Source organism: Anoxybacteroides rupiense, from assembly GCF_014196195.1.
Taxonomy (GTDB): domain Bacteria; phylum Bacillota; class Bacilli; order Bacillales; family Anoxybacillaceae; genus Anoxybacteroides; species Anoxybacteroides rupiense.
Genome location: NZ_JACIDF010000009.1, coordinates 1 through 23,862 on the forward strand (window position 1 = coordinate 1; position 23,862 = coordinate 23,862).

The window sequence follows — 23,862 nt, forward strand, 5'->3', positions numbered from 1 at the left end:
AGCCTGTCCTTGTCCGAAGTCGATTCATCTCCCACTTTCATCAAGCTTCGCAAGATTTAGAAGTGGGAGACTTCTCGACTGAAGAATGTTAAAAGAAGCGGCCAAGCCGCCGTATGCTGACATTTATTTGCAATCTCCTGTTCCGTTTGTATTTATTGAATCAGAGAAAGTGTATTTGGCGTTTGTCGATCGTGAATTAAGCGATGAAAAGGCGCATCAAATGAAATCGGGCGATTATTTTATCGGCTTCTATAAAGACACCTATTTTGGTGTAGGACTTTACAATCATATAAAAAATGAGAAAACGATCCAAGATGGCTATTCAAGGCTGTTTGCGTTGCTGGAGCGCGTCAAGCATATGGGAAAGATCATCATTCAATAGCTGTTGGATCAAAGGGGATTTCTGCAATCTCGTGAAAATTCTCTCACGTTCTTGAGATCATTTGAGAATAGAAGCCGCTCCTTGGAGAGGGCCTCCTCCAAGGAGCTTGTTTGGGTAGGGACGAAAGTGAATAGAAAAACGCCGAACCTAATTCGATAACCTAATTCGATGGGGAATGAAAACGGCATGGGCATCATTGAGACATGGCGTTCTCTTTTAGCAGCGAAAAAATGGGAAACAGCTCGTGTTATTGTTCACCATTTTTTTTCATAGGTGCGTATGATGAAGCGGCTTCAGTTCCATGCGCTTCCCCGCTCATATTGAGCATCACGACTCCGATGATAATGAGAAGGATGGCTAAGAGCTTGAATAAAGAAAAAGACTCTTTGAAGAATAGGATTCCGATTGCGGCGATAATGGCTGTGCCAAGTCCAGACCAAATGGCATAAGCGATGCTGACATCAATCTTTTTGAGCGCCAGCGTTACGAAAGTCAGGCTGGTTCCGTAAAAAACAAACATGAAAATAGAAGGGATCAGTTTGGCAAATCCTTGCGACATTTTCATTGAAGTAGTACCCATTACTTCCGAGATGATTCCTAATAATAGAAAAAACCAGCTCATAAACTCTCCTTCTTTCTTTAAAGTAATGACGAAATAAAATCATACAAGCGTTTTCCATCAGACAAAGTATGTATAGGGATCATTCATGGAAATATTATACAATAAAAAAGGTCGATAAGAAACCGCTGAATAACGGTAACTTTCATAAATAAAACGAATGGAACCAAAATGGATTCCATTCGTTTTATTTATTTTAAAATGGCCGATCGCCAACGATGGCTACGCGCTCTGCTTTGCGAGGATGCGGATAATAATCGGAAACAGCGTAATGCTGAGTGGCGCGATTATCCCAGAAGGCGATCGAGTCTTTTTCCCAGTGGAAGCGTACTTGATACTCGGGAACGTGAGCTTGACGGAACAAATATTGAAGCAGCTGCTCGCTTTCTTCTGGTTCCAGCCCGACGATCTGCGTTGTAAAGGAAGGATTGACAAACAATGTTTTCCGGCCTGTTTCCGGATGAGTGCGGACGACCGGATGTTCAACAGGCGGAAACTCTTGTTGCTTTATCGCTAATTCCTCTGGCGTCAGCAAATGGCTAAATGCAGGAGTGAAATCATGAATCGCCGTAAGGCCATCAATACGTTCCTTTATTTCATCAGGCAGATTGTCGTATGCGGCGGCCATATCGGCCCACAGCGTGTCACCGCCAATCGGCGGAGCTTCAATAAGCCTTAATACGGCCGCTTTAGCCGGATTGATTCGGAAAGTCACATCTGCGTGCCAAATGTTTTCATATCCTCCTTGCTTATGATTTCTCGCAAAGCGAACCACTTCCTTCGATTGACCTTTTTCGACAGGATAGAACGGGTGAACTTCCAATTCGCCCCATAGCCGGGCAAAGGCTTGCTGTTGTTCGCTTGTGATGTTTTGATTGCGAAAGAAGAGAACCTTCCATTCCAAGAGGGCGCGGTTAAGTTCTGTCTGCAGCTCCGGTGTAACAGGGGTTCTTAAATCGATACCACTGATTTCCGCGCCTATGATCGGACTTAACGGTTTGACTTCAAACAGTGTATAGGGCTGTTCTTCTACACCTTCAGGGAGACGGCGTAAAATACGCGGACCTACATGATCATCACGATTTTCAAATTTCAAGGGACGGGGATAACGAGTATTTACATTAGACATTCAATATGCTCCTTTCAAATATTGATCTATGACTCTGAACATAAAGCAATCATAAAGCCTGCCGGAAACATGAATCAGATGGAACGAATCATCTTGGAAAAAGGGAGGTCGGAGGCCAATCTGTGAACTTGACTTTTTCATGTGAATGCCCAATGAGAATGAGCTTATTCATAGTACTTAGGGCGGTTTGTCGTGTGAGTGTCCGACCGTCCAAAAGCTATACGAGATTAAGAGAATGGTCGAAAGCTTTTACTTTATCTCAACCAGCCCAACCTTGGACTGTTCACTTCTTTATTTCTAATTGCAGAAATTAAATAAGATCGCAGATCATGAAATTCCTTCAAATGCTTGAGTTCTTGAATAGACTGGCGGTATGACGATAGCGGGTTTTGCAAATCGACTACCATTCTTCCAGGATTGGCGTGCATGACTAAAATTCTTCTGCCCAGCAAAAGGGCTTCCTCTACATCATGAGTAATGAAAAAGATGCATTTTTTGGTTTTTTGCCAAAGTTCAAGTAGATGAGCCTGCATATTTTCCCGTGTTAAAGCATCCAGTGCGCTAAACGGTTCATCCATTAAAATGGCCTGCGGATCGGTAGCTAGTGTTCTAGCGATCGCTGCCCGCTGCTTCATGCCTCCAGAGAGCTGATAAGGCAGCAGATGAGCGGAAGACTCTAATCCTACCAGATTCAAATAATCCGAAACGAGTTTTTTTCGTTCGGATTTTTCCACTCCTTTCATCTTTAAACCAAACTCAATATTTTTGGCGATGGTCATCCATGGAAACAAGTTGTGGTGTTGAAAGACAACCCCTACTTTGGCGCTTGGACCGGTGTGAGGCTGGCTGTCAATCATTACTTCGCCGGCGGTTGGTGTCTGAAATCCTGCCAATATATTTAATAATGAAGATTTGCCACAGCCTGATGGGCCCAGCAGGCACACAAAGTCGTCGGCATCCAGTTGAAGATTGATATCATCCAATATGGGCGTATCGTGATGTTCTTGCGAATAAGCTAAACGAATATTTTTTAACTCGATCAATGTCGGATTGCGGTTATGAGCCATTGACGAATGTGCGGTCGTTGGCGCACTAGTCTGCATAACATCCCTCTCCATTCTTTATTGATAAAGCTCGCTTAATAATGCTTTTTGATAAACGTCCAGACTAGGAGAAGATGGTATGTTTTTTTGTTTAGCCATAAAATCTCCCGTGTCTTTTAATATTTTGGCTAATTTTCCTGGTTGATTTGGTTCACCAAAAAAGTCTTTTTGCTGCGAAGCGTCCAGCCAAATAATTTGCTTCATGGTTTTTAAGCTTTCATCAGGGGACAATCCCAGTTCCTTCGAAAGTACTTGAGCAGCCTGCTCCGGCTGGCTGTGATAATAATGTACCGCTTCATCTAGAACAGAAATATAACCTTTTACAATGTCAGGGTATTTTTGAGCGAACTCTTTATTGACAATTCCAAATTCTCCGGTTACCACGCCTTTTTGTGCTAGGTCATTGGAGGTGATTATTACGCGTCCGCCTTCATTGATAAGCTTTGTCTGTGTCGGCTGCCAAATATAAGCGCCGTCGATATCCCCCCGTTGCCAAGCAGCGTAAATATCAGGCGGCTGCATATCAAGCAAGGTGATTCGCTCTTTTTTCGGATCAATGCTTGCTTCTTTTAAGGCTCCGAGCAAGCTAAAGTGAGAGGTGGAACTAAATGTAGTCGCAATTTTCTTTCCTTTTAAGTCATGCAATGATTGGATGCCAGAAGATTCTTTGACCACGAGCGCTTCACTTTCACCGATCATATCGTGAAGATAATACACTTTATAAGGCAGCTTGTTAGCGATGCCGATAGATCCCGGAGGGGTGCCGACAAGACCGAAATCAATGCTCCCGCTTGCCATGGCATTATTTACATCCCGGCCGGAATCAAATTTGATCCACCGAATTTGAATGTGGGGATATTTTTTTTCAAGCAGCCCTAATGCTTTGGCTAAAAGCTCCCCGTTTGGCGACACTTGGTATCCTAGCTTGATTTCCTTAGGCTCATGGCTTGATGCCGTGTTTTGGGCAGCTGTTGTCGCGGTGTCTTGCTTGGAACAGCCGATGATGGCGCTTGTTAGCATGAGCAGAAAAATTAGCAATAACGTATTTGATTTCCATTGAAGCTTCATTTTTTCCCTCCACCCGTTGCTTATGATTGATTATTATTCGTTCCACTATTCTGTCTTTTTGTGTGAAATCAAAGTTTATCAGCGATGATGATCGCTTATGAGTCTTGTTTCCCCACCCAAGAGAATTGCAAGTGCTGGTACAATCGGATGAGGCTATCCATAAGAATAGCGATTCCTCCCATTAGAATGATTCCGACAAAGACGATGTCGCTCCGCAAATATTTGCTAGCATCTAATACCATCCATCCGATGCCTGAAGTAGCGGCCACCATTTCAGCTGCGACCAGCGTAGCATATGTAACCCCAATGGCGGTGCGCAAACCGGTTATGATGTCTGGCAAGCAGGATGGCAAGATGATATATAAAAGGACTTTCGGTTTGGTAGCTCCTAAAGATCGTGCTGCGTTGATTCGATCTTGCGGCACCCTCTGCACACTGGCCACCGTTGCAAGAAACAGAGGAGCAAAGGCGCTTAAGAATAGCAGGGCTACTTTTGATCGATCATCAATTCCTAGCCATAAAACAAGCAAAGCATAATAAGCCAACGGCGGGAGCGGTCTGTAAAATTCAATGATGGGATCAAAAAATGCAAGGACGTATTTGGAGATCCCGCAGAAAATCCCTAACGGTACAGCTGTGAACAAGGCTAGGATTAAAGCGATAAAAAGCCGGTATAAGCTATCGAGTATATGAGAGCTTAACGAAATGCCTTTATATCCTTCTCTTAGTAATTCTAAAAACGTTTGCCATACAGATTGAGGGGATGGAAGAAATACAGGATCGACCCATTTGAAATGGGTGCTGACTGTCCAAATCATAAGTATGAAGGCGACGCTGATGAAAGAAACCCCTCTAGCAAGCACATGCTTCTTATATGTAGATCTTGGTCCCATTGGTCATCTCCCTTCTTTAAAATTTAACGTTCCTTTCGTTCAAGGAAGCAATAAAATTGTAAATTCCTATATGATTACTTGGAAATATGGTAGCAAGTGGTTTTTGCTTTGTCAATATTTTTTTGCGTTAAATTAAAGAAGGAACATGCTGCTCATTTTTAAAATTGGGAAATACGCAGCAAATTTTGCGTAGAAATAAAATGTGAACCTAATATAAAATACAACTTAAAGATGAGAATGGATTTTTTCATTTGCAACGATCAAGATGACTGCCAGTGCGACAGCTTTTGATCCCCCAAGCTGTTGTGGGTTGGCATGATGGTAAAGGAGCAAGGGAATATGGCAAGTCGTCCAATTTAAATATTCTCCCACGTTTTCTATCATTACTAAGAAAAATGGGGGATCTTATTTGAACATAGAACGGCATTTTCTAGTGCTGATGCTGGGCCAATCATTGGCCAATATTGGTGATGTGCTTTATATTGTCGGTGTGATGGCGACGATTTACCGCATGACGGGATCAGCTGACGCAAGGCTGGCAAACGATTGCTGCGATACCGGCATTAAAAGCGATTGCGGTCATGGAATGTTTAGAAACGGCTTCTAGCTCTGTTTGGATCGCTGCCATATTAATGGTGTACGTACAAGAGATGTTAAACGTGCAGGAAATATGGTGGGGGTATCTAAACAGCGCTTCCTTGATTGGCCTGATGCTCGGCAGCTTATTATGCGTAAAATTTCCTTTATGGGTGGACCGGCGACGGGCAGCGTTGATGGCATGGAGTTCGCTTGTGTCTGGCATGGCGACGATTGGGGTAGGGATGACGCGAATTCCGGTGCTGGCGCTTATTTTATCGGCTGTCATTGGCTGCTGTCTATACTTCAATTGGAACAATATCCACCGCTATATTTGGAATTTCCTCTTTGATTATGGGATGGCTTTCCGATACGTTCGGTGCCTCCATCGTGTTTGTTTTTTCAGGGCTATTGCTTTTGCCGGTCAGCGTCATCGCTTATGCGAAGTCATCATTATGGAGGAAGACGCAGCGGCAGGACGGACGAAGAGGCGACATGGAAAAGGAATAGGGAGTTGCCATGCGCTTGAAATAGGAGTGGATCGCATAGCAGACCGCGTTGTTTCGTACGACCCTTCATTTAGCGCAAGCAAGAAAAAACCGGAGCAGCTGTTTCCACATGCGGAATGGCCGCTCCGGTTTTACATAGGCTAACGAAGAATAAAGCCGCTGTTTTTTCATGCGGATCGTGCTTTGTTTGTTGGCGGAACCCTCATGTTTTTTCTGTTTTCACAAGATTGGCGACAAGTACATACCGTTTTGGAGCCGCTCCAATATAGTGAAACGGATAGCACGTGGAAACGGTCAACGTAGCTTTTGGTTTTGGCACAATGACGGTCCGGTCATTGGCGTCGACAATCCGCACTTTGCGGACTTTATAAGTAAACTCACCAGCTTCGGTTTTGACAATGAGGAGATCTCCTTTTCCCACGTCACCAAGCCTGCGAAAGACGGTGTCGCGATGGCCAGCGAGCACACAGTTGTCTGGCTCACCGGGAAGGACGCTTCCAGCGTAATGGCCGACGCCCTTCTCAAGCTCGTCTTCGTTCGTGCCGTGATAGATCGGCAATGCGGCGTTTAGCTTGGGAATGAGAAGCTCCCCCATTTGCTCTCCAGTTTTTGGAGGATGACGGTAGACGACATGTGCGGCTTTAGCCGATACAGCTGGTTTTGCGTCTGCTGTTTTGGTTGGGATCGGTTTAGAGGCATGAATGCCTTTTTCCCATTTGTATCCATAGAATAAGATCAACAAAAGACCAGCCGCCATCAGGATGATACCGAAAAAGCGGGCGATGGTTCGTTTTCGCATTTTATTTGCTGTCTGCTCCTTTTCGAGTTCGGAATAAAAAGGCTCCAATGGCCACAAGAGCAACGCCAGCTAGCATGTTTGCCGCATAAGGAGCAGCCGTTTTTGGCAGCTTGGCTCCTGTTTCCGTTCTCTTGACTGGTTTTGGTTTAAGTTGTTTTTGGATTTGTACCACTTTTCCGCCTTGTTTCACATCATTTCCGACTTCTTCAAATAGATCGGAATTGAACATATCGGCTGTCAACACAAAATCAGCAAGCATTTCTCCTTGCTTGTTGTAAATTTCGATGAGAAGGTCATAGCCATTGGTCGATTCAAGAGTCAGCAATGACGATAAGCTTAATGGTTTTTTCTCGCCAGCTTTTGTTAGGTAAAATTGAACATCCAGCTCAAACAGGTCAAGCATGTCATGAAGAACATCGGCAATTTCCGCTAATTGAGCAGGAGACAATTCGGTTGCGCTTGTAAAATCGTACGCGCCAATGGCGGCTAAGCGTTCTCCGATTTCCTCCATTTTGCTTGCGAATTGTGGATCTTCAAGATTTAACGATCCGAAATGATTGTATAATTTTTCCAATTCGTCATTTGTCAGACCAAGCTCATCCAAGTCAGGCATTAGATAATCCACGACAGCCATTGCCAGCTCTTCGACAGTCGTATAATGGCTTAATGAATCACCGTGAGCGGCTAAAAGCTTCTCCAGCTGCTGCTTCGTTAAACCAAGCCCGCTTAAAAATTCATTTAACGCTTCTTCAGTAAGCGGAGTGAGGCTTTGATAATAGTCTACGGCATCTGCTAAATCCCCAATGGAGCTGTAATCTTCTAAAGATTCTCCATGTTTTTTTAACAGTGTCAGCAATTGCTCTTTTGTCATATGGCGCTCTTGCAAAAATTGGTTTAATGTTTCATCTGTAATTGGAGTCGAATAGTCATGGAAAAATTCGACATAATCAGCCAGCTCGTTGTAAAATTTAAACACATCGGTGATTGGTTGGTTTGGTTCGAGTTCACCATTGTCAATCAGCATTTGTTTAAGTTCGTCTTCGGTCATTCCGTATTCGTTCAGCAATTGCGCCAAGTTCTCTTCTGTCAGCGCATCACCGAGCTCAGCGCGGAGTTCGTCGACGCTGTCAAAATCATCAAGCGTATAATCGTAAGAGTCTGCTAAGTATTCCTCCAATTCTTCGACTGTCATGCCGATTTCATTCAAATAGCTTTGCAGCTCTGGATCGCGGGAATCCATGGCAAAAGCAGAAACAGGACATGCCGCGATGGCGAGCGATGTAGCCAAAGCGAAAGGAATGAATTTTTTTCTCATGTGTAAGTAACCCCCTATGTTGTTGTAATGATTACGTGATAAGTATAAACGAACGCAAAATGTTCTGAAATCTAAAAAAATGTAACATTAATGTAATTAAATTGAAATTATGTATAACTAATCATTTTGAAGGAAGTCGACGTGAATAAAAATAGCGCAACGGTGCCTGCCAGATGGTGATGCAGATAGAAAATCGCGATCAACAAGATGCTTTCATCAATTTGAAGAATAGCCGGCATGGGGAAGAAGGCTGTGAAATCATCCTGTATGAATATCACGTACACACCGAAAGTCGGCGGGAGAGGTTCATCTGCGAGAAAGACAGCACAAGAACATATGTTACCATAGTGGGGATGATGAATCAATAAGAAATGGTGGGAATGCTCTGCTTTCAGGTTTTTTGACTTCGGCTTGTTGCTTTCCGAAGCCGGTTCGTTCCATCCACAAGCTGCCCCCTATCATTTTTCACAAGTGTTGATGATTATTATTTTACTAAAAATATGGAATGATTGAGCTAGACACCAAGCAATGTCAATGGGCTTTTATTAGATCATCAACACACCTGATCATTTTTTGTGAAAATGAACAAATCCTTCCCTTTTCCTTTGTGGGGAATGTTTTTCTTAATAGCTGGGACATATTGATTCATATGTTTTCACTCCTATCATGAAATTGGTATGATTCGTTAAGTTTTGACAAATTTGGACGATATAAATAAATGTAAGAGAGTGTTGAAGAGGGAGGGGAATAGAATGAATAAAGGTTTGCGGCATGTTGTTTTTGTATGGTTGGCTGTCTTGATCTATATGGGATTTTGGCAGGCTGGACACGTGCACGCGGAGGAAAACGTGCGCGTCGGCCTCGTTGTTTCACAGCTCAGCGAAAGCTATGCTTTCATTGAAAGGGCGGGCGGTTATTCCAACGGGACTTATATTCAGCCAAAGCTGATCGGCTCGTCGATTAAAAATAAACGAATCAAAGCCCAGTTATTGCTTGAAGGATTAGGATATCAGGTGGAACGCGTCCATGATGCGCAGTTAAGCGATCCAAAGCAACTGGCGACATTTGATTTGCTGTTTTTCCCGAATACCGTCATGATGTCAAGACAGCAACGTCAAGCAGTGAAGGAATATATCAAAAATGGCGGCGGAGCGATTTTTGCGTTTGCCATGGCGAGGAATGACAGCGCACGTTATCCGTATAAAGAGACAGATTTGGATGTAACTCCGGTGATTTACGAGACGAAAACATGGATTTGGGAATGGGACAATTTGAGCGAGGTCTTTCAATCCGCCTTTGTGAACGATGTAGCCCTTGGCAACTTTACGATCAAAGCGGCAGGAAGCCACCCCATTGTCACAAATACGTTAAAACGATTAGGAAAGACAAGCCTGCTTCTTGAAAATCGCCGCTTCGGCAAGTACCAGCCGACATGGGTTGAAATCATAAAGCCTTATTCTAATAATCGTTATGCTACCCCCATTTTGCAGTATGAGACGATCGGTTATTCCTCTGTGCCCGAGCATACACCTCCTAAGACAGGAGCGGCTTATGCGATTGAATACGGAAAAGGGAAAGCGGTTTGGTTTGGGTTTCAGCTATTGGATTATATAACGGTCGATGAGCGTCTATCTCATGAGTGGGAGGAAAAGAATCCTGCTGGACGGCTGGAGGTCAAAGGGAAAGCATGGGATGATTTGAATGGCGGTGAAGATTTAAAAACGTTGGTCAATGAGAGTGTTCGCTGGACGGCGCAGCCATTAGCTGTATCGCACCCAATCGGCCGTAAAGTAGCGATGACATTAACCGATGTCCGGGCCTATCCGCGTCAGAGCGATTATGTTGTATATGGAACAATGAAAGCCAAGAACAACGGAAATGTGATTTCGCGCGGGACGATGCGAGTCGAGCTAACCGATCCTTCAGGAAAAGTGAGAGCCTCTTATGAAAAGTATGTAGTGGGTCTTGTACCAAAAGGAGATAGCTATCCAGAAAAATTTGCGTTCACACTTCCGAAAAATACCCCTGTAGGAAGCTATAAGCTAACGGCTTCCTATCGCGCAGGCAGAAATGCTCAAAGCGGAGTAAAAACGGCCGGCTATACGATCATGATTTCAATTAAAGATCCTAAAAAGAGCGCTTCAGTCCTTCCTATGACCCCATTTAAAGATGTGCCGACGCGTTATTGGGCAAAGGCGGACATTGAGAATTTAGTAAGCTTAGGAGGCATTACAGGATATAAGGATGGAATATTTAAACCGGAAGCGCCTGTTAGCCGTCTGCAAGCCGCTGCCATGATTGTCCGTTCGCTTGGATTAAGCACAAAAAATCGGCCGAATCCGCAGCTGCAAGATGTCAAACCGGGACAATACGGGTATGAAATCATTGCAACCGTTATCGATGAGGGGATTTTTAGCGGCTCCAACGGGCGTTTTCATCCGCAAGCTCCTTTAACGAGAGAGCAGATGGCGAAAATTTTAGTGAATGCGTATCATCTGACCGGAGAAGATGACGTTCGTTTTCAAGATATTGCCTCGACGCAATGGTCAAGGCCGTACATCGCCACATTGTTAGCGAATCAAGTGACCAAGGCTAGCGGACTTTTTCGTCCATATGAACGAACGACCCGTGCGCAGTTTGCGGCCTTTGTTAATCGTTCATTGCAGGCGGTCGACAAAGGATAAAATCGTTGGCGAGAAGGCGGCGAAAGCCTTTTGCTTCCGACGATAAAAGAGCGCCCTTGAAGGCGCTCTTTTATCGTTCGGTTATTTTTTTGTAATAGTGGTTTGAGCGTATAGAGTGATATTAGTTAAATTCGTTGCTGGATCCAACGTATCATAGAAATTGGCAGATGGGAAGTTGAGCTCGAGCTGTTTCGATTGTTTGGCATTTAAATAAACTTCGTTTGACTCGAATTCAAACAATCCGCTAGCAATCCATTCGCCATTGCTGGTTACCAATACAAGCGAATCGTTGACTTCAACAGGATAAGAGAAGTTGTTTTTCGCTTCCACTGTAAGAGTTAAGCTACCATCTTCTTCGAAATGATAGCTGACGGCTTTTAACAATACGGCCTGCTTAAATGAGTCATCTAGTACTCTTGCCATGAATGCGGAAAACTGTGAACGCTTCAAAGGAGCATTTGGACGGTACGTATTATCGGAATATCCTGTTGTAATGTTGTTATCAACAAGGCAAGAAACATAATCGTACAACCAGCTTTCGACATCAACATCGTCAAATTCTGAGCCGAAGGCATAATCTAAATGATAGGCTTCAGCAAGGATTTTTGCCATTTGTCCTCTTGTTAGCGTGTCCCAAGGCTTGAAATAGCCGTTGCTTCCTGTCATGATGCCTTCGTCTGCAAGTGTTGCTGCATACTCATATCCGTAATCGCCTGGTTTAAGATCTTTGAAATTAGGATTTGGGCGGTTTTTTGTATCGAGCCCTAATGCTTTCACTAACATTTCAGCAGCTTGCATGCGCTTAATGGAGTCCTCCGGAAGGAACTTTCCATTTTTCCCGTTGATAATTTTTTTGCTGGCTAAATAGTTGATTTCATTATAGGCCCAGTAGCTGGAATTGACATCGGAAAATGAACCAGCTGCGGATGTGAGATTTGCCGGCAACACGAATGCCACGGCTAGACAAAATAACAATGCGCGAAGAAATAAACGTTTCATTTTGACCCCCTGTGTAATCGTTAGATATATTTGTCGAATTTCATTATAAAGAGAAGCTGAGAGTTTGAAAAGAGTAAGAATTTATTGGAAAATAAAATCGGAATGTTCATAGATTGTGATTTTTCATGCCCATTCATCGATTCATTCCAGAAAATACATAAAGACTTTGAACATGCCATAAAGGATGTTCCCAAGACTGTTTCCAAAGTTGGTCTGCATAAAGCGTGTGAAAACATTCTATTATTTGCTGAGCATCGGTACAGCGGCTTTTAAGAAATTCGTTTTGCTCCATGCTGTGCCGCCTTGTGCCAGCGGATCCACCACGTTGACGAACACTTTCTTATTTTTCACCGCTTTGATATTTTGCCAAATCGGATTTTTTTGCAGCTGCTTCAAGGCATCCGTCTTATTCTTGTTTTCGTCTGTCGAGAATTGAACAAAGATATAGTCCGGGTTCATGGCGCTGAATTTCTCAAGAGACATCACTTCCTGAGATTTCGCCTTTTTAATCTCGTTTGGCACCGTCAATCCTAAATCTCTATACAGCGTAGGGTTGAAAAACACATCCTTATGATAAATCATAATGTTGCCATTTCTAATTCGGATCGCCACCACTTTTTTCCCTTTCAGCTTCGTGCCTAACTTTTTCTTAGCCGTTGCCAGTTGAGTTTTGTAGCTTTTGATGATGTTCTCTGCCTGTTGTTTCTTTCCCGTTAATGTAGCGAGCAGTCGTAAATTGGCTTCCCAATCTGTCGAAATGTGGGAGACGGGAATGGTAGTAGAAATCTTTTGCAATTTGTTCAGCACATCTTTCGGGAATTTGGTCGAGGCTAAAATGACATCTGGTTTTAACTTGACGATGGCCTCCATGTTTGGCTGGGTTTTTTCACCAATGGATACCGTAGAACCGGTAATTTTTTTGAACATACTTGGAAACTTACCGCCAACCGTGATGCCCCCAGTCGGCTTCACGTCTAGCACAAGGGCATCTTCCATCGTTTCCATGCTTCCGGTGATCACGATTCTTTTCGCTGGCACAGGAACGGTATACGTCTTTCCAAGATATTTAATTTTGGTCGTCTTGCTGGTCGCTGCCGCGGCTGGTGATTGCACTCCACCAATGGCTAAGAGCGCAATAAGTAGAGCAATAAAGCTACGATAAAGCCACTTCCGTTTTTTCATAAATGAGCCCCCCTGTTTTATAATGATAATGATTATCATTAATAATTATAAGTGGGTCTTTTCACTCATCCATAGACAGGATCCAGAAGTTATTTTGGACAAACTCCATAAAACAGCGGCAACGTTACCTTTTTTGTCCTCGTCACCTTGGATGGATGTATGCGTAACAGGATGGTTGGTATGGAAGTTTTTATAGGACTTTTTGCATAATCTTTTTCTCTATATATAAATGCTTAATGATTTCGGTATTGGAGCCCTTGGCGAATGAGCTAGATCGAATAAGAAGATGGAACATAGGGCCGACTCAAAAAGCGGAATTTGATTTTTTCGACGATTGGCGGCAAATCACGGACTTGTCTCGGTCACATCCAAGCGCCATACTTGCCCATTCAACTAAAGAGTCATTTCACTCCGCTAGATAAGTTGAAACGTGTTGCAACACGCATAAGCACTTAAATTGAAAATTATATACAGTTGTGATTCATTCAATCCCATGGGATGGACACTCACATGATTTTCATAAAGTATGTAACATCATCCATCGAAAAGTCTCCCGCCTCTAAACAGAGTGGGGGGTGTTCCCTAAGAGCGATTCCGACAGGAGAAGGGCAATGATTTGTTCTGGTGGCTTGCTGTTTTGTTTTCTTTGCTTTGTCCGACTGAAGAAGGATTCTAAAGAGGAAATGTAGAATATGTCATGTATGTAACAACGTGGACAGTAAAGAATAAACTTCTATTGCTTTCGGATGATTGGGACAACAAAGTGTCAAAAAGGCTGAGCTTTGGCGAGCGCACAAGCAAGACCTATGTAGCTATGCTGTCTTGCCCGATGACGGATATAAGCAAGTGTAATGGAAAAATAAGGAACAGCGCACGAGAAAAACGTGTTTAATATTGATAAAAATGAGGAATAATGTTCATATAGAGGAAGGGTTATGGCATTTTAGAAAAAAATTACGACATTATTCGACAAAATATTCTTTATTCGACAAAATACCTAGACAAAATTCGACAAAATTTTTATAATGTAATTACGGTAAGATTTTGGTGGGTAAACCATTGATGAGGCTACCAACTGAAGTTCATGGTTACCCAACAGCTTTTCGCCAGGCGAATATGCCTGGTCTTTTTTTTTATTTTTATGAATCAACGCTGACTGAATAATGATGATTTTTGTCGAAAGAAAGATATTGACTTATATTGTGGATATATGATAAAAGGGTCCATTGCCGACCACATTTTTAATAATGTATATATTGTAGAGGTTATTATCAAACAAAGACCGGTTTGTACTTTGGCATACAGAAGCAGATTTTTCGGCAATCGGCAAGTCCGCCTTGATCTGTCTTCTGTCATCATATACATCATCTTTGTTCAAATAGAGTGTCAATGGTGTCCATCATCAAGAAAATGAAAGAATATGTCGGTTTTTGTCGGATTTCGTGTCTAACCCCTAAAGGCGATACCGAGATTTTGCTTCCTGTACGGTAAATGATCATTGTTAAAATGGAATAAATGGCTTAGAAAATGGTTTCAGTGACATGGAATCTTCGCAACAGTAAAAAAGGCTTCTTGTGCTGCCGCATGATTTTCGCGTCGGTTATGACGGTGAGTGCGGCAGGCCAAAAAGCCTCTATTCGACCACTTGAATGACTTTTTTAAACTCGTCGAGCGTCATGTCTGGAGTGATGCCATGGCGCTTTAATTGATATGGATCATCGCCAGGCTTCACCGTCCCGATCTTCGTTGTGAAGGCTAGTGTAAACCCTGTTTGTTTTAATATGCCGATCGTTTCCGGCTTATACTGGCCAAACGGATACGTAAAATAAGTCGTTCCATGAAGCAACTGCCGGCTTTTCAGTAAATCTGCTTTGACAGTCGCTGCTGGCACTTTAACCAAATTGCCAATGCCGTCTTTGCCGCGATTATGCAGAGCGTGCGTATGGCTCGCAAATTCGAACACATCGCCCATTTTCGCAATCTCCTTCCAGTTCAAGAACTGATAATCATCAGGGTTAAATGGCTTCAACGGACGGCTGTTTCGGCTTGTGATTAAAAAGGCAGCTGCGTGCAGTCCGTATTTTTTAAGCACTGGATAGGCATACACGTAATTGGTTTTTAATCCATCATCAAAATGAATCATAATGCTTTTAGCAGGCAAGTCCTTTTTCCCTTTAACAAAGTCTTCAAGATCATGAAGAGTGATCGTATGGTAGCCATCATCATGCAGCAATTTCATTTGTTTGGAAAATTCCTCATAGCTTACCACTGTCGGATTATGATATTTTCGATTTTCTTTTTCTTTTAAGATATGATGATAGACAATAATAGGCACCGCAGTGGCTAATCCGGCTACCTGTTTTTTATGAATATAGGCGGTAGTGCCGGCAAACATGATTTGATACCAATCTCCATGGGTTGCGGTCACTTGAACAGGCGTATTTTTATAAAGGACGCCGATCGGCTGGCCGAAGCGGGGGGCTTGATAGACCCAGATGTTTTCTTTTGGACGAACCGTTTGAATCGCTTTTGGTGATGCGAGCGGTGAAAGAGTAAACGAACGATTCAGCTCTTTCACTCGCTGTTGATAAATATAGTATGGCTTGCCGCCAATTTCAGTCACATACCAATTTTTGTTGTATTGTATCGCATAAAAAGGCTGATTTTTATACAATTTCCCGGCTGGTTCAAGCCGACCGTGAACTTTACGACAAAAAAACGTACGATCGTCTGTCGCTTCGATCTTTTTCTCAAAATGCTGCGGAATCCAGCGGGCGGCTGCGACTACTATAGCAAGAAGGGCCATACAGATCGCTGCCACTATATAAGATATTCGCTTCATAGAAATCTTCTACCTCCACTTATGTGTAGCGCCATAGGAATGGGGACTCCTCCCATTTTCCTGACGCGAATGTGTTGACAAACCTCGAAATCACGTCGCTTCCAGGGTTATCGAGCGACTTTTCAATCCGTGAAACTTGCTGTTTTAGAAGCAGCAGAAAAAGCCAGTGGAGAAAATCGGCACGATTTTCTCCACTGGTTTCATTTTGGATTTCTTCTTTATTTGCTTGACTGGTATACAGGGATATCGAAAATTAATGTATAGTTATCGATCAAATCATACAAGCGGCTAATATTGGCCACTTGCTTGACGGCCCAGCCGATATCGGTTGCATATTGATGGGTTCCCGGATTGGCTGGATTCCATCTCATTTTATACAGCGTGTCTTGTTTATAGGTTGGATTGCTGATATATTGGCTGGCGATATATTGAGCGCCTCCAATAATCGCAGCCTCTGGAGTAAACCAGCCCTGTTTATAGGCGTATTCAGCCCCGCATGTATTCGGACAACTGTCATAAGCGCCAATGCCGTACATATTATAGACCGTTTTTGGAGTGACAGGCTTGCCGTCGACTTTATCGACTAAGATGCCATTCGCCAAAGCGGAAGTTCCGTTCCCTGTTTCCAATAAAGAGTGTGAGATGAGATAAATTTCATTGATATGGTACTGTTTCGCTGCCTCGACAAATGCTTGGCCTTTGCCTGATAAGATGCCCTTGTTGGCTAAAATTTTGTTGTTAATATCGCTGACAGGAACACCAGCTGTTTCTGATAATACAAGAAACTGAAAATACTCCTTGCTGTCGCGACTAAAGCGGCTTGGATCGAGGTAAGAAAGCACATCCGCTTGTTTGGCATTTTTCCAAGGGCCAAAGTCGATTTCGTACCAATCGCCCACCTTCGCTTTAATGTTAACGACAGCTCCTTGCTTTAATGTTCCCACAATCCAGTAAGTTTCTCCGGCTCCTTCCCGTACGTTCAAGGTAGTGGCGGTAACCGTTCCTTTTGTTGGGAACGTTGTGGCGTTTTGTACTTGAACATAGGCGGAGTGGACATACGATTTTTGGTTTCTGTACAGATCGGTTTGCGGATTTTTCGTCATCTGAATAGCCAGCATCTCATCAAGCGTTAAGTTATACTGTGTGTAACGCAAAATTGGGCCGACTTGAATGTCATTTTTTAAAACATATCCAATTCGCCCTGACAGATCAATGACGACAGCGTCTGTTTCATCACGAATGATCGGATAGCTTTGTCCCTGCTTAAGGATGGCAAAGCGGACGAGGCTGCCGGTTGATTTGTCATACACAGGCACATCAGCGAGCGTGAAGAACGTTTGGTTTAGCGGCTGAAGTCCTTGGTTTTCATTTTTTACATTGATTTGGAATGGAGGTCTTGTCGACTCTTTCCAAACATATCCGAATTTTTGCCCGTATTTAATCTTATGCCAATTTCCTCCGTCGCTCACCCGCGGAAAGACTTGTCCCTTTTCCAAGTAAGCAACCGGCACGAGCGCTCCTGTACTGTTATCGTAGACCGTCACGCGATCTTCGATCACTTCGAAATAACGGTCAGTCGTTTTGAACGGAAGCTTGACGCTGCTTTTATGGACATATCCAGCTCGTCCTGATACATCAACCATGTACCAATTGCCGCTGTCCTTCAAAATCGGATATTTCACGCCTTTTTGAATGGTCGCAAATTTCACAAGACTTCCTGACGAATTGTCATATACAGCTGTATCCGCGATGGTCGTAAAATATTGCGAAGTCGGCGCTAACGAATTTAAGTTTTTGATACTTGCGCTTGTAGCAGGCTCTGTGGATTGCTTTAACACATATCCATAGCCGCTGCCATACTTGATCTGATGCCAGTTTGCGCCGTAATCTTTCACTCTTGGAAACACTTGTCCTTTTTCAAGCGTGCCCACCTGTACGAGCTGTCCAGTGCTATTGTCATAGACTGGTAGAGGGCCATTCACGACTAAGAAGTAGCGGTCGCTGCTTTTAAAATCGACATGCACGAGACTTTTATGGATATAAGCGATTCTTCCGGAAATTGAAATTTCATACCAATTGCCGTAGTCTCGAATAATCGGATAGGACAGCCCCTTCTGGATCGTAGCGATTTGAATCAGTGAGCCAGTGGAATTGTCATAGACTGGGGCATCGGCTGTTGTCGTGAAAGTGCTTGCGCCGCCCGTCTGTGTGCTAGTTTTTAAGTTTGCGGAGCTGACGGGAATGGTGCTGCTTTTTAATACATAAGCGGTTTTAGAACCGAATTGGATTTCATGCCAGTTCGCGCCGTAATCCTTTATTCTTGGAAACACTTGCCCCTTCTCCAAGGTGCCAACTTGAACGAGCTTACCCGTGCTGTTGTCGTAGACAGGCAATTTGTCGACTGTGACTTGGAAGTATTTGATGCTGGCAGTAAACGCCGTTGTTTGTACAGCAGTCGTTGCTACAGATGCACGCGGTTGACTTGTTTGTCCAGACTCTGCCGGCTGGCTTGCTGGTGTTGTTTCTGTTGGCTGGCTTGAAGGAGCTTCGTTTAAGTTGCTTGAACTTTCCGAATCTGTTGAATCGGTTGAGTTTGCCGGATCTGTTGATGTCGTGGAATCAGCTTCGGATGGCTGATGATCGCTTGGCTGCTCCGTTTTTGTAATCGAAGCGGTTTTTTGAATATAAGCTAGTTGGCTTCCGATCACGACTTGAAAGGCTTCGTCCGTTTCTTGGAAGATGGGATAGGTGTCGCCTGGAAGTAAATATCCAATCACTTCTCCGTTTTGCGAATAAACGGCCGATTTCTCCTGAATTTGCACATACGAGTCATTAGTGTTATCAGAATCGTATGAGTAGTCATCAGGCGACGGAGGGTCGATGCGTTGTGTATACGCTACATCGACATAAGCTAATTCCTTTCCCCACTGAAAATAAACGTGTTCTCCTTCTATCTTGGCAACTTTGACAATCGCTCCTTTGGCTAACTCGCCTATAGGCGGAGTGTCTTCACTTTCCTTTACAGCTGTTCCGTCTTGCACGACCTGTATGTATGGAGCGGGTAGTTCAGAACTATCTGTCGCTGCCGACGCATAAATAGAAGGTGAAGCATAGGAAATAAGCAGCAATAACACAGCAACTACACTATAAAGTTTTTTGAATTTCACAAACATCTCAATCCCCCAGTAAAATTATGTAAGATTTATAGTGATACAAAACAAATTATATCATTTTTCCCAATAAAATGACATAGTTCGATGGGGCTATCTCACGATAATTGGAATTTAATAGATAAAAAGTTACCAAAATTCCCTAGTATGATCCTACATTTACATCTTCTTGAGATTTGCGCTGATATCATAGTGAAGAATGTTTGTCGACCATCTGGGGACATGTGTTTAGAGTTCTTTGGAAAATATATGGAATTGGTTGTAGAACGGTTTTCATATACGCTATAATGAGGGGACAAATGGTGTTTTAACGTATTGGAGCATGTTTGCTAGAAAGTGTATACAACAAAGTAACGAGTGATAGAAAAATAGACGATTCAAGCTAGGTAACGAAAATCATAATTTCTTCATAAGGATGTTTATGAAGGGGATGGAATTTGCATTATAGGAGAAAAAAACGCGGTGAGCGGCTGCTTTTGTTCGAGATTTACTTGCAGAAGAGAGGCGTCTTCCATAAACCAAAAAGGAAGGGATCACTCATGGAGAATGGGCGATCCCTTATTGATCATATGAGGACGGTGAACAGTGTGAACAGAAAACTCATCCTTGGTTTTTTTGCTGTTATTCTTTTTTTTGTTTTCAATGGGTCCTATGCTCACGGCCAAGCGTTATCAGAGTGGCTGATTTATTTTCGTACGCAAGACGACTATTTGCAATTTCTTCAGACGTATCAAAGCCGAGTGGAAGATACCGGAAGCTCTTTTGTGGTCAAAGCGCGTTTTAGCAGCGATGAAATCAAAGCAGTTGAACAATTGCCTATCGTATCAAGGGTAGAGCCTAACTACCAGAAAACGCTGGCTGAAACAACGGCTTTTAATGATCCCTTCTTCTTTCAACAATGGGGACTGCGAACGGTAGGTGCAGAGGTGATTGCGCCGTCACGAGACGGGCAAAACCTTTTAGATGGTCGGGAAGTCATTGTGCAGAATCAATCATTTACATATGAGGAGCAGCCGTTATCAGCTTCAAGCTTTTCTTTTTTATTGAATGGCATGAAATTATCGCGGTTATCGCTGGAAATGGATCACGTGGAGGGAAACTGGCGGCTTGAGGTGACAGATGGGCAAGGCAATGAGCTGGCAGCGAATGAAGGGAATACGGCTCAACTGGACGTGCTGCTGCCCCAAAATCGTACGTACGATACGATCCATATTTTGATTCAAACGAATGGCTGGTCCAAGCAGCCGATCGTGAAGAAAGCGGCCGCTGTTAACCATGTGACGGTCGCGGTGATTGATACAGGCGTTTCGGTTCACGAAGATTTTTGCGGAAATGTTCTTTATAGCTTAGGAAAAGATTATGTGGATGGAGACGGGATGGCGGTAGATGAGAACGGACATGGGACTCATGTGGCTGGAATTATTGCTGCTTGCCCGAACAACGGAAAAGGAATCGTTGGTGCAGCCGGGTCCGCTCCTGTTGATATTCTTCCTTTAAAAGTGCTCGATGCGCAAGGGACTGGCGGGGATTTTGAAATTGCCCAAGCGGTGAATGATGCGGTTGCTATGGGAGCCAATGTGATTAATTTTAGTTTAGCGGGGAAAGGGAAGACGCTTGTTTTAGAGCAAGCGATTTCTCAGGCACTTTTGAACGGCATCCCTGTTGTCGCTGCCGCGGGTAATTGGGGAACATCGCTGCAGGATATTTATCCTGCCTCCTATCCAGGCGTGATAACGGTTGCGGCTATTGATGAAAAAGGCGGCGTATTGCCTTATTCGGATTACGGATGGGAAGTGGATGTCAGTGCACCTGGGGCCAATATTATCAGTACCTTTCTAAATGATACCTATAAATCTTTAAGCGGCACTTCTATGGCAACGCCATTTGTTACAAGCGAGGTAGCTATGCTGAAAGCGGAGCATCCAGAGCTGGATGTGATCCAGATTCGTAAGATGCTTTCGGAAACAGCCTTCGATATAGGGGAAAAAGGCTATGATATCCATTCAGGTTATGGGACCATTCAGATCGCTAAGGCGCTGCAGGCTTCGCCGAAAGCGGCACTGGATTGGCTCACCATCAAAAATGGACAGCAACTGAATTTCTCTCAGTCACAGCTTCTTGGCGTATCGGATGGGCTTGTCGGGAAAAATGTATATATTTGGTTGGACGATCAGTTGATTTTAAAGAAAAAGGCAGATCGCACATGGATTTCAGTGACGCTGCCGGATATTCGCTCAGGAAGGAACGAAAAAACGTTAAAGGTGATCGCAGTGGATGACTCAGGTACGATTTTAGCAACTGACGAACGGTTGATAAAAACGGCGGACTCGTCTTCGGCATCGTTTTCAGATGTGCCTGCTTCATTTTGGGCTTATCAAGAAATTCAGAGAGCCTACCAACAAAAGCTTATTAACGGTTTTACAGACGGCACGTTTCGGCCAAACCAATCGTTATCAAGACGGCATGCAGTGATGATGATGAACAGGCTGTTTCATTGGCCGCTTCATCATATTCAGCCGCCATTTGCCGATGTGCCGATCGATTTGGCAGGAGCGCTTTCGATTTATGCTGCATACGACCAGCGAGTAGTAACGGGCTATAGCAATGGAAGCTTTGCTCCCGAAAAGCTTGTGACGAGAGCGCAAATGGCGGTTATGCTGGCGCGTGCATTAAAGCTGAGCGAGCATCCATTTAGCGGGACGCCTTATCCTTTTAAAGACCTCTCTGATCCGGGTCATTTTGCTTATGATGCCGTTCAACAACTGGCGGACAAAGGTATTATTTTTAAGCAAGACTATTTTCATCCTAATGAATATTTAACTCGCGCCCAATTTGCTGCATTGCTGATAAGGGCCTCTGATTATCTACAAAAATAGAAGAATCCTATCGATTCTTCTATTATTTATTTTTCGACATTTTTGCGTCATTTATTGTCAAATGAGGGTTGAAGTTTTGGACATAGTTTCATAGAATGAAACATAGAGTGGAAAAATATAGCTGTCACATTCGATTTGAGATGGAATATAACACCAAAAATCAGGAAGGAGAGGGATTCATTGCGTTTTTTGTTAATGGCTCTGGCGTTCATTGTTATGTCGCTGCCTTTTGCGGCAAATGCTTATGCGGCTGAGCAAAACGACGAGTTATTAAAAATTGAAGATTTTAATCAGGCTCCCCCCGATCAGACAGCTGCTCACGTTGCTTCGTTTGCAATTGCTTCCTCAGGCGCGGTTTTTTCCGATGTACCTGAAGGCTATTGGGCAAAAGAGGAAATTGAATTTTTGTATCAGCGTTCGATCATTCAAGGATATCAGCAAGGCAGCCAATTGCAGTTTCGTCCGTCGGACTCTTTGACGAGGGCGCAGGCGGCCAAAATGCTGATGCTCGCGATTGGTGAAAAGGAACCAACTACCATTCAAGTCAAGTTTAAAGATGTTCCATCAAGCCATTGGGCGGCTCGCTGGATTAGCCTTGCGGCGCAAAAAGGCATTTTCACAGGATACGACGACGGCTCCTTTCACCCTAATGATAAATTGAAACGGTCGCAAATGAGCAAAGTGCTCGCTCTTACTTTTTCACTTTCTAATCCTCCGGCCAATGCGAAAAACCCATTTACTGATGTTAGCTCAAGCTACTGGGCTTATTCCTATATAACGAAGCTTTATTACAATGGAATTTCCAATGGAAGCGGAAATAAATTTATGCCGGAATCCTATATTTCCAGAGAACAGTTTTCTGCCTTTTTGGCGCGGGCGATGAGCGATCAGTTTCGTTTGCCGGTGAGCAGCGCGGATGAAGGTACGGTCATCGCGAAAGGAAAAGTCACCGCCCAAACGTTAAATGTTCGTTCATCTGGATCGACGAACGCTTCGGTTGTAGGCCAGCTCAGCAACGGAACCATTGTCAATGTTTATAGTATTCAAGGCTATTGGGCGAAAATTTCATATGGAAACTTGCGCGGCTATGTACATAAATCATACTTAAAATTGCAGAATGTAAGCGGCAGCGTGTTGGCTGGGCGGATTATTACAGTGGATGCGGGACACGGCGGAACAGACCCGGGAACGATCGGAAATGGCGCCAAAGAAAAAGACATCGTTCTATCTGTTGCGAAAAAGCTGAAGCAGAAGTTGGAAGCGGCGGGTGCCAAGGTCATCATGACAAGAGAGAGCGATACGTATCCGACATTGGAAGAACGGGTCAATATCGCTAAGCAAAATTATGCGGAGCTGTTTATCAGCATCCATGTAAACTCTGCAAGCCCGTCAGCAAAAGGAACGGAAACGTACTATGATACTTCGACGAATCCGAACGGATATGAAAGCTATTTATTAGCGAAGGAAGTTCAGGCGCAAATTGTGGCTAATGCGAATATGGTGGACCGCAAAGTCAAGGATGAAGCCTTTTATGTCATCCGTAACAATACCGTCCCTAGCATTCTTGTTGAATTAGGGTTTATTTCGAATACCGAAGACGTCAAAAAACTCACTTCCGACCAATTTCAGAATATTTTCGCTGAATCCATTTATAATGGAATTGTGCAGTACTATAAAAAATAGGCTGTTTTCGTATAGATTGTGGCTTTCTTGACC

General features: G+C 43.6%; 17 protein-coding genes. 6 read left to right on the plus strand and 11 right to left on the minus strand.

Features of this window, described 5'->3' with window-relative positions; all coding sequences use genetic code 11:
- Positions 1–85 precede the first annotated feature (85 nt).
- Entirely contained in the window at positions 86–382 is a 297-nt protein-coding gene (locus GGQ95_RS13920) for a hypothetical protein (RefSeq protein ID WP_183186982.1), read from the plus strand.
- A gap of 247 nt (positions 383–629) precedes the next feature.
- On the opposite strand, the gene GGQ95_RS13925 is transcribed toward GGQ95_RS13920, so the two are convergent.
- The 5 genes from GGQ95_RS13925 to GGQ95_RS13945 all read right to left on the minus strand — a co-directional run bounded on the left by GGQ95_RS13925 (position 630) and on the right by GGQ95_RS13945 (position 5,194).
- A complete protein-coding gene (locus GGQ95_RS13925; RefSeq protein WP_066150957.1) occupies positions 630–1,004 on the minus strand; it encodes a DMT family transporter in 375 nt (124 codons plus the stop codon).
- A 193-nt stretch (positions 1,005–1,197) separates the two neighbouring features.
- On the minus strand, positions 1,198–2,130 hold the full coding sequence (locus GGQ95_RS13930) for a TauD/TfdA dioxygenase family protein (protein ID WP_183186983.1): 933 nt from the start codon (positions 2,128–2,130) through the stop codon (positions 1,198–1,200).
- A gap of 254 nt (positions 2,131–2,384) precedes the next feature.
- Positions 2,385–3,233: an ABC transporter ATP-binding protein gene (locus GGQ95_RS13935; RefSeq protein ID WP_082741726.1), complete on the minus strand. Its 849-nt coding sequence runs from the start codon at positions 3,231–3,233 to the stop codon at positions 2,385–2,387.
- A gap of 18 nt (positions 3,234–3,251) precedes the next feature.
- Positions 3,252–4,301, minus strand: coding sequence for a taurine ABC transporter substrate-binding protein (locus GGQ95_RS13940; RefSeq protein ID WP_080860324.1), 1,050 nt, complete (start codon positions 4,299–4,301; stop codon positions 3,252–3,254).
- A gap of 95 nt (positions 4,302–4,396) precedes the next feature.
- A complete protein-coding gene (locus GGQ95_RS13945; RefSeq protein WP_080860322.1) occupies positions 4,397–5,194 on the minus strand; it encodes an ABC transporter permease in 798 nt (265 codons plus the stop codon).
- A 409-nt stretch (positions 5,195–5,603) separates the two neighbouring features.
- On the opposite strand from GGQ95_RS13945, the gene GGQ95_RS13950 reads away from it, so the two are divergent.
- Entirely contained in the window at positions 5,604–5,801 is a 198-nt protein-coding gene (locus GGQ95_RS13950; RefSeq protein WP_183186984.1) for a hypothetical protein, read from the plus strand.
- Positions 5,776–6,423 carry an MFS transporter gene (locus tag GGQ95_RS13955; RefSeq protein WP_183186985.1) on the plus strand — a complete coding sequence of 216 codons (648 nt, stop codon included), beginning with the start codon at positions 5,776–5,778 and terminating at the stop codon, positions 6,421–6,423. Before GGQ95_RS13950 ends, GGQ95_RS13955 begins: the two co-directional genes overlap by 26 nt.
- 58 nt (positions 6,424–6,481) lie before the next feature.
- On the opposite strand, the gene srtD is transcribed toward GGQ95_RS13955, so the two are convergent.
- Together srtD and GGQ95_RS13965 are read right to left on the minus strand one after the other, a co-directional pair.
- The gene (gene srtD, locus GGQ95_RS13960; protein ID WP_080860318.1) at positions 6,482–7,078 is read right to left on the minus strand and encodes a class D sortase, LPxTATN-specific; all 597 of its coding nucleotides are present in this window, start codon (positions 7,076–7,078) and stop codon (positions 6,482–6,484) included.
- Between the two features lies 1 nt (position 7,079).
- Positions 7,080–8,393, minus strand: coding sequence for a processed acidic surface protein (locus tag GGQ95_RS13965; RefSeq protein WP_080860316.1), 1,314 nt, complete (start codon positions 8,391–8,393; stop codon positions 7,080–7,082).
- A gap of 752 nt (positions 8,394–9,145) precedes the next feature.
- On the opposite strand from GGQ95_RS13965, the gene GGQ95_RS13970 reads away from it, so the two are divergent.
- Complete coding sequence (locus GGQ95_RS13970; RefSeq protein ID WP_183186986.1) at positions 9,146–11,077, plus strand: S-layer homology domain-containing protein; 1,932 nt, start codon at positions 9,146–9,148, stop codon at positions 11,075–11,077.
- Positions 11,078–11,158: 81 nt separating this feature from the next.
- On the opposite strand, the gene GGQ95_RS13975 is transcribed toward GGQ95_RS13970, so the two are convergent.
- From GGQ95_RS13975 to GGQ95_RS13990, 4 genes are all read right to left on the minus strand, one after another.
- Entirely contained in the window at positions 11,159–12,076 is a 918-nt protein-coding gene (locus GGQ95_RS13975; protein ID WP_183186987.1) for an S-layer homology domain-containing protein, read from the minus strand.
- Positions 12,077–12,316: 240 nt separating this feature from the next.
- Positions 12,317–13,258, minus strand: coding sequence for an ABC transporter substrate-binding protein (locus GGQ95_RS13980; RefSeq protein ID WP_080860312.1), 942 nt, complete (start codon positions 13,256–13,258; stop codon positions 12,317–12,319).
- Positions 13,259–14,891: 1,633 nt separating this feature from the next.
- The gene (locus GGQ95_RS13985; RefSeq protein ID WP_183186988.1) at positions 14,892–16,100 is read right to left on the minus strand and encodes a polysaccharide deacetylase family protein; all 1,209 of its coding nucleotides are present in this window, start codon (positions 16,098–16,100) and stop codon (positions 14,892–14,894) included.
- A gap of 218 nt (positions 16,101–16,318) precedes the next feature.
- Entirely contained in the window at positions 16,319–19,273 is a 2,955-nt protein-coding gene (locus GGQ95_RS13990; protein WP_221212115.1) for an SH3 domain-containing protein, read from the minus strand.
- 584 nt (positions 19,274–19,857) lie between these two features.
- On the opposite strand from GGQ95_RS13990, the gene GGQ95_RS13995 reads away from it, so the two are divergent.
- Together GGQ95_RS13995 and GGQ95_RS14000 are read left to right on the plus strand one after the other, a co-directional pair.
- Positions 19,858–22,146 (plus strand): S8 family peptidase, encoded by a 2,289-nt coding sequence (locus tag GGQ95_RS13995; protein ID WP_312856948.1) that lies wholly within the window; start codon positions 19,858–19,860, stop codon positions 22,144–22,146.
- A 180-nt stretch (positions 22,147–22,326) separates the two neighbouring features.
- Positions 22,327–23,829, plus strand: a complete 1,503-nt coding sequence (locus tag GGQ95_RS14000) for an N-acetylmuramoyl-L-alanine amidase (RefSeq protein WP_236631781.1) — start codon at positions 22,327–22,329, stop codon at positions 23,827–23,829.
- The last annotated feature ends 33 nt before the right edge of the window (positions 23,830–23,862 follow it).

What these genes read in the sequence shown, in the direction of transcription:
- GGQ95_RS13920 (WP_183186982.1), top strand. Translation starts at nt 86, where the DNA reads ATGTTAAAAGAAGCGGCCAAGCCGCCGTATGCTGACATTTATTTGCAA.
- GGQ95_RS13925 (WP_066150957.1), bottom strand. Translation starts at nt 1,004, where the DNA reads ATGAGCTGGTTTTTTCTATTATTAGGAATCATCTCGGAAGTAATGGGT.
- GGQ95_RS13930 (WP_183186983.1), bottom strand. Translation starts at nt 2,130, where the DNA reads ATGTCTAATGTAAATACTCGTTATCCCCGTCCCTTGAAATTTGAAAAT.
- GGQ95_RS13935 (WP_082741726.1), bottom strand. Translation starts at nt 3,233, where the DNA reads ATGCAGACTAGTGCGCCAACGACCGCACATTCGTCAATGGCTCATAAC.
- GGQ95_RS13940 (WP_080860324.1), bottom strand. Translation starts at nt 4,301, where the DNA reads ATGAAGCTTCAATGGAAATCAAATACGTTATTGCTAATTTTTCTGCTC.
- GGQ95_RS13945 (WP_080860322.1), bottom strand. Translation starts at nt 5,194, where the DNA reads ATGGGACCAAGATCTACATATAAGAAGCATGTGCTTGCTAGAGGGGTT.
- GGQ95_RS13955 (WP_183186985.1), top strand. Translation starts at nt 5,776, where the DNA reads ATGGAATGTTTAGAAACGGCTTCTAGCTCTGTTTGGATCGCTGCCATA.
- srtD (WP_080860318.1), bottom strand. Translation starts at nt 7,078, where the DNA reads ATGCGAAAACGAACCATCGCCCGCTTTTTCGGTATCATCCTGATGGCG.
- GGQ95_RS13965 (WP_080860316.1), bottom strand. Translation starts at nt 8,393, where the DNA reads ATGAGAAAAAAATTCATTCCTTTCGCTTTGGCTACATCGCTCGCCATC.
- GGQ95_RS13970 (WP_183186986.1), top strand. Translation starts at nt 9,146, where the DNA reads ATGAATAAAGGTTTGCGGCATGTTGTTTTTGTATGGTTGGCTGTCTTG.
- GGQ95_RS13975 (WP_183186987.1), bottom strand. Translation starts at nt 12,076, where the DNA reads ATGAAACGTTTATTTCTTCGCGCATTGTTATTTTGTCTAGCCGTGGCA.
- GGQ95_RS13980 (WP_080860312.1), bottom strand. Translation starts at nt 13,258, where the DNA reads ATGAAAAAACGGAAGTGGCTTTATCGTAGCTTTATTGCTCTACTTATT.
- GGQ95_RS13985 (WP_183186988.1), bottom strand. Translation starts at nt 16,100, where the DNA reads ATGAAGCGAATATCTTATATAGTGGCAGCGATCTGTATGGCCCTTCTT.
- GGQ95_RS13990 (WP_221212115.1), bottom strand. Translation starts at nt 19,273, where the DNA reads ATGTTTGTGAAATTCAAAAAACTTTATAGTGTAGTTGCTGTGTTATTG.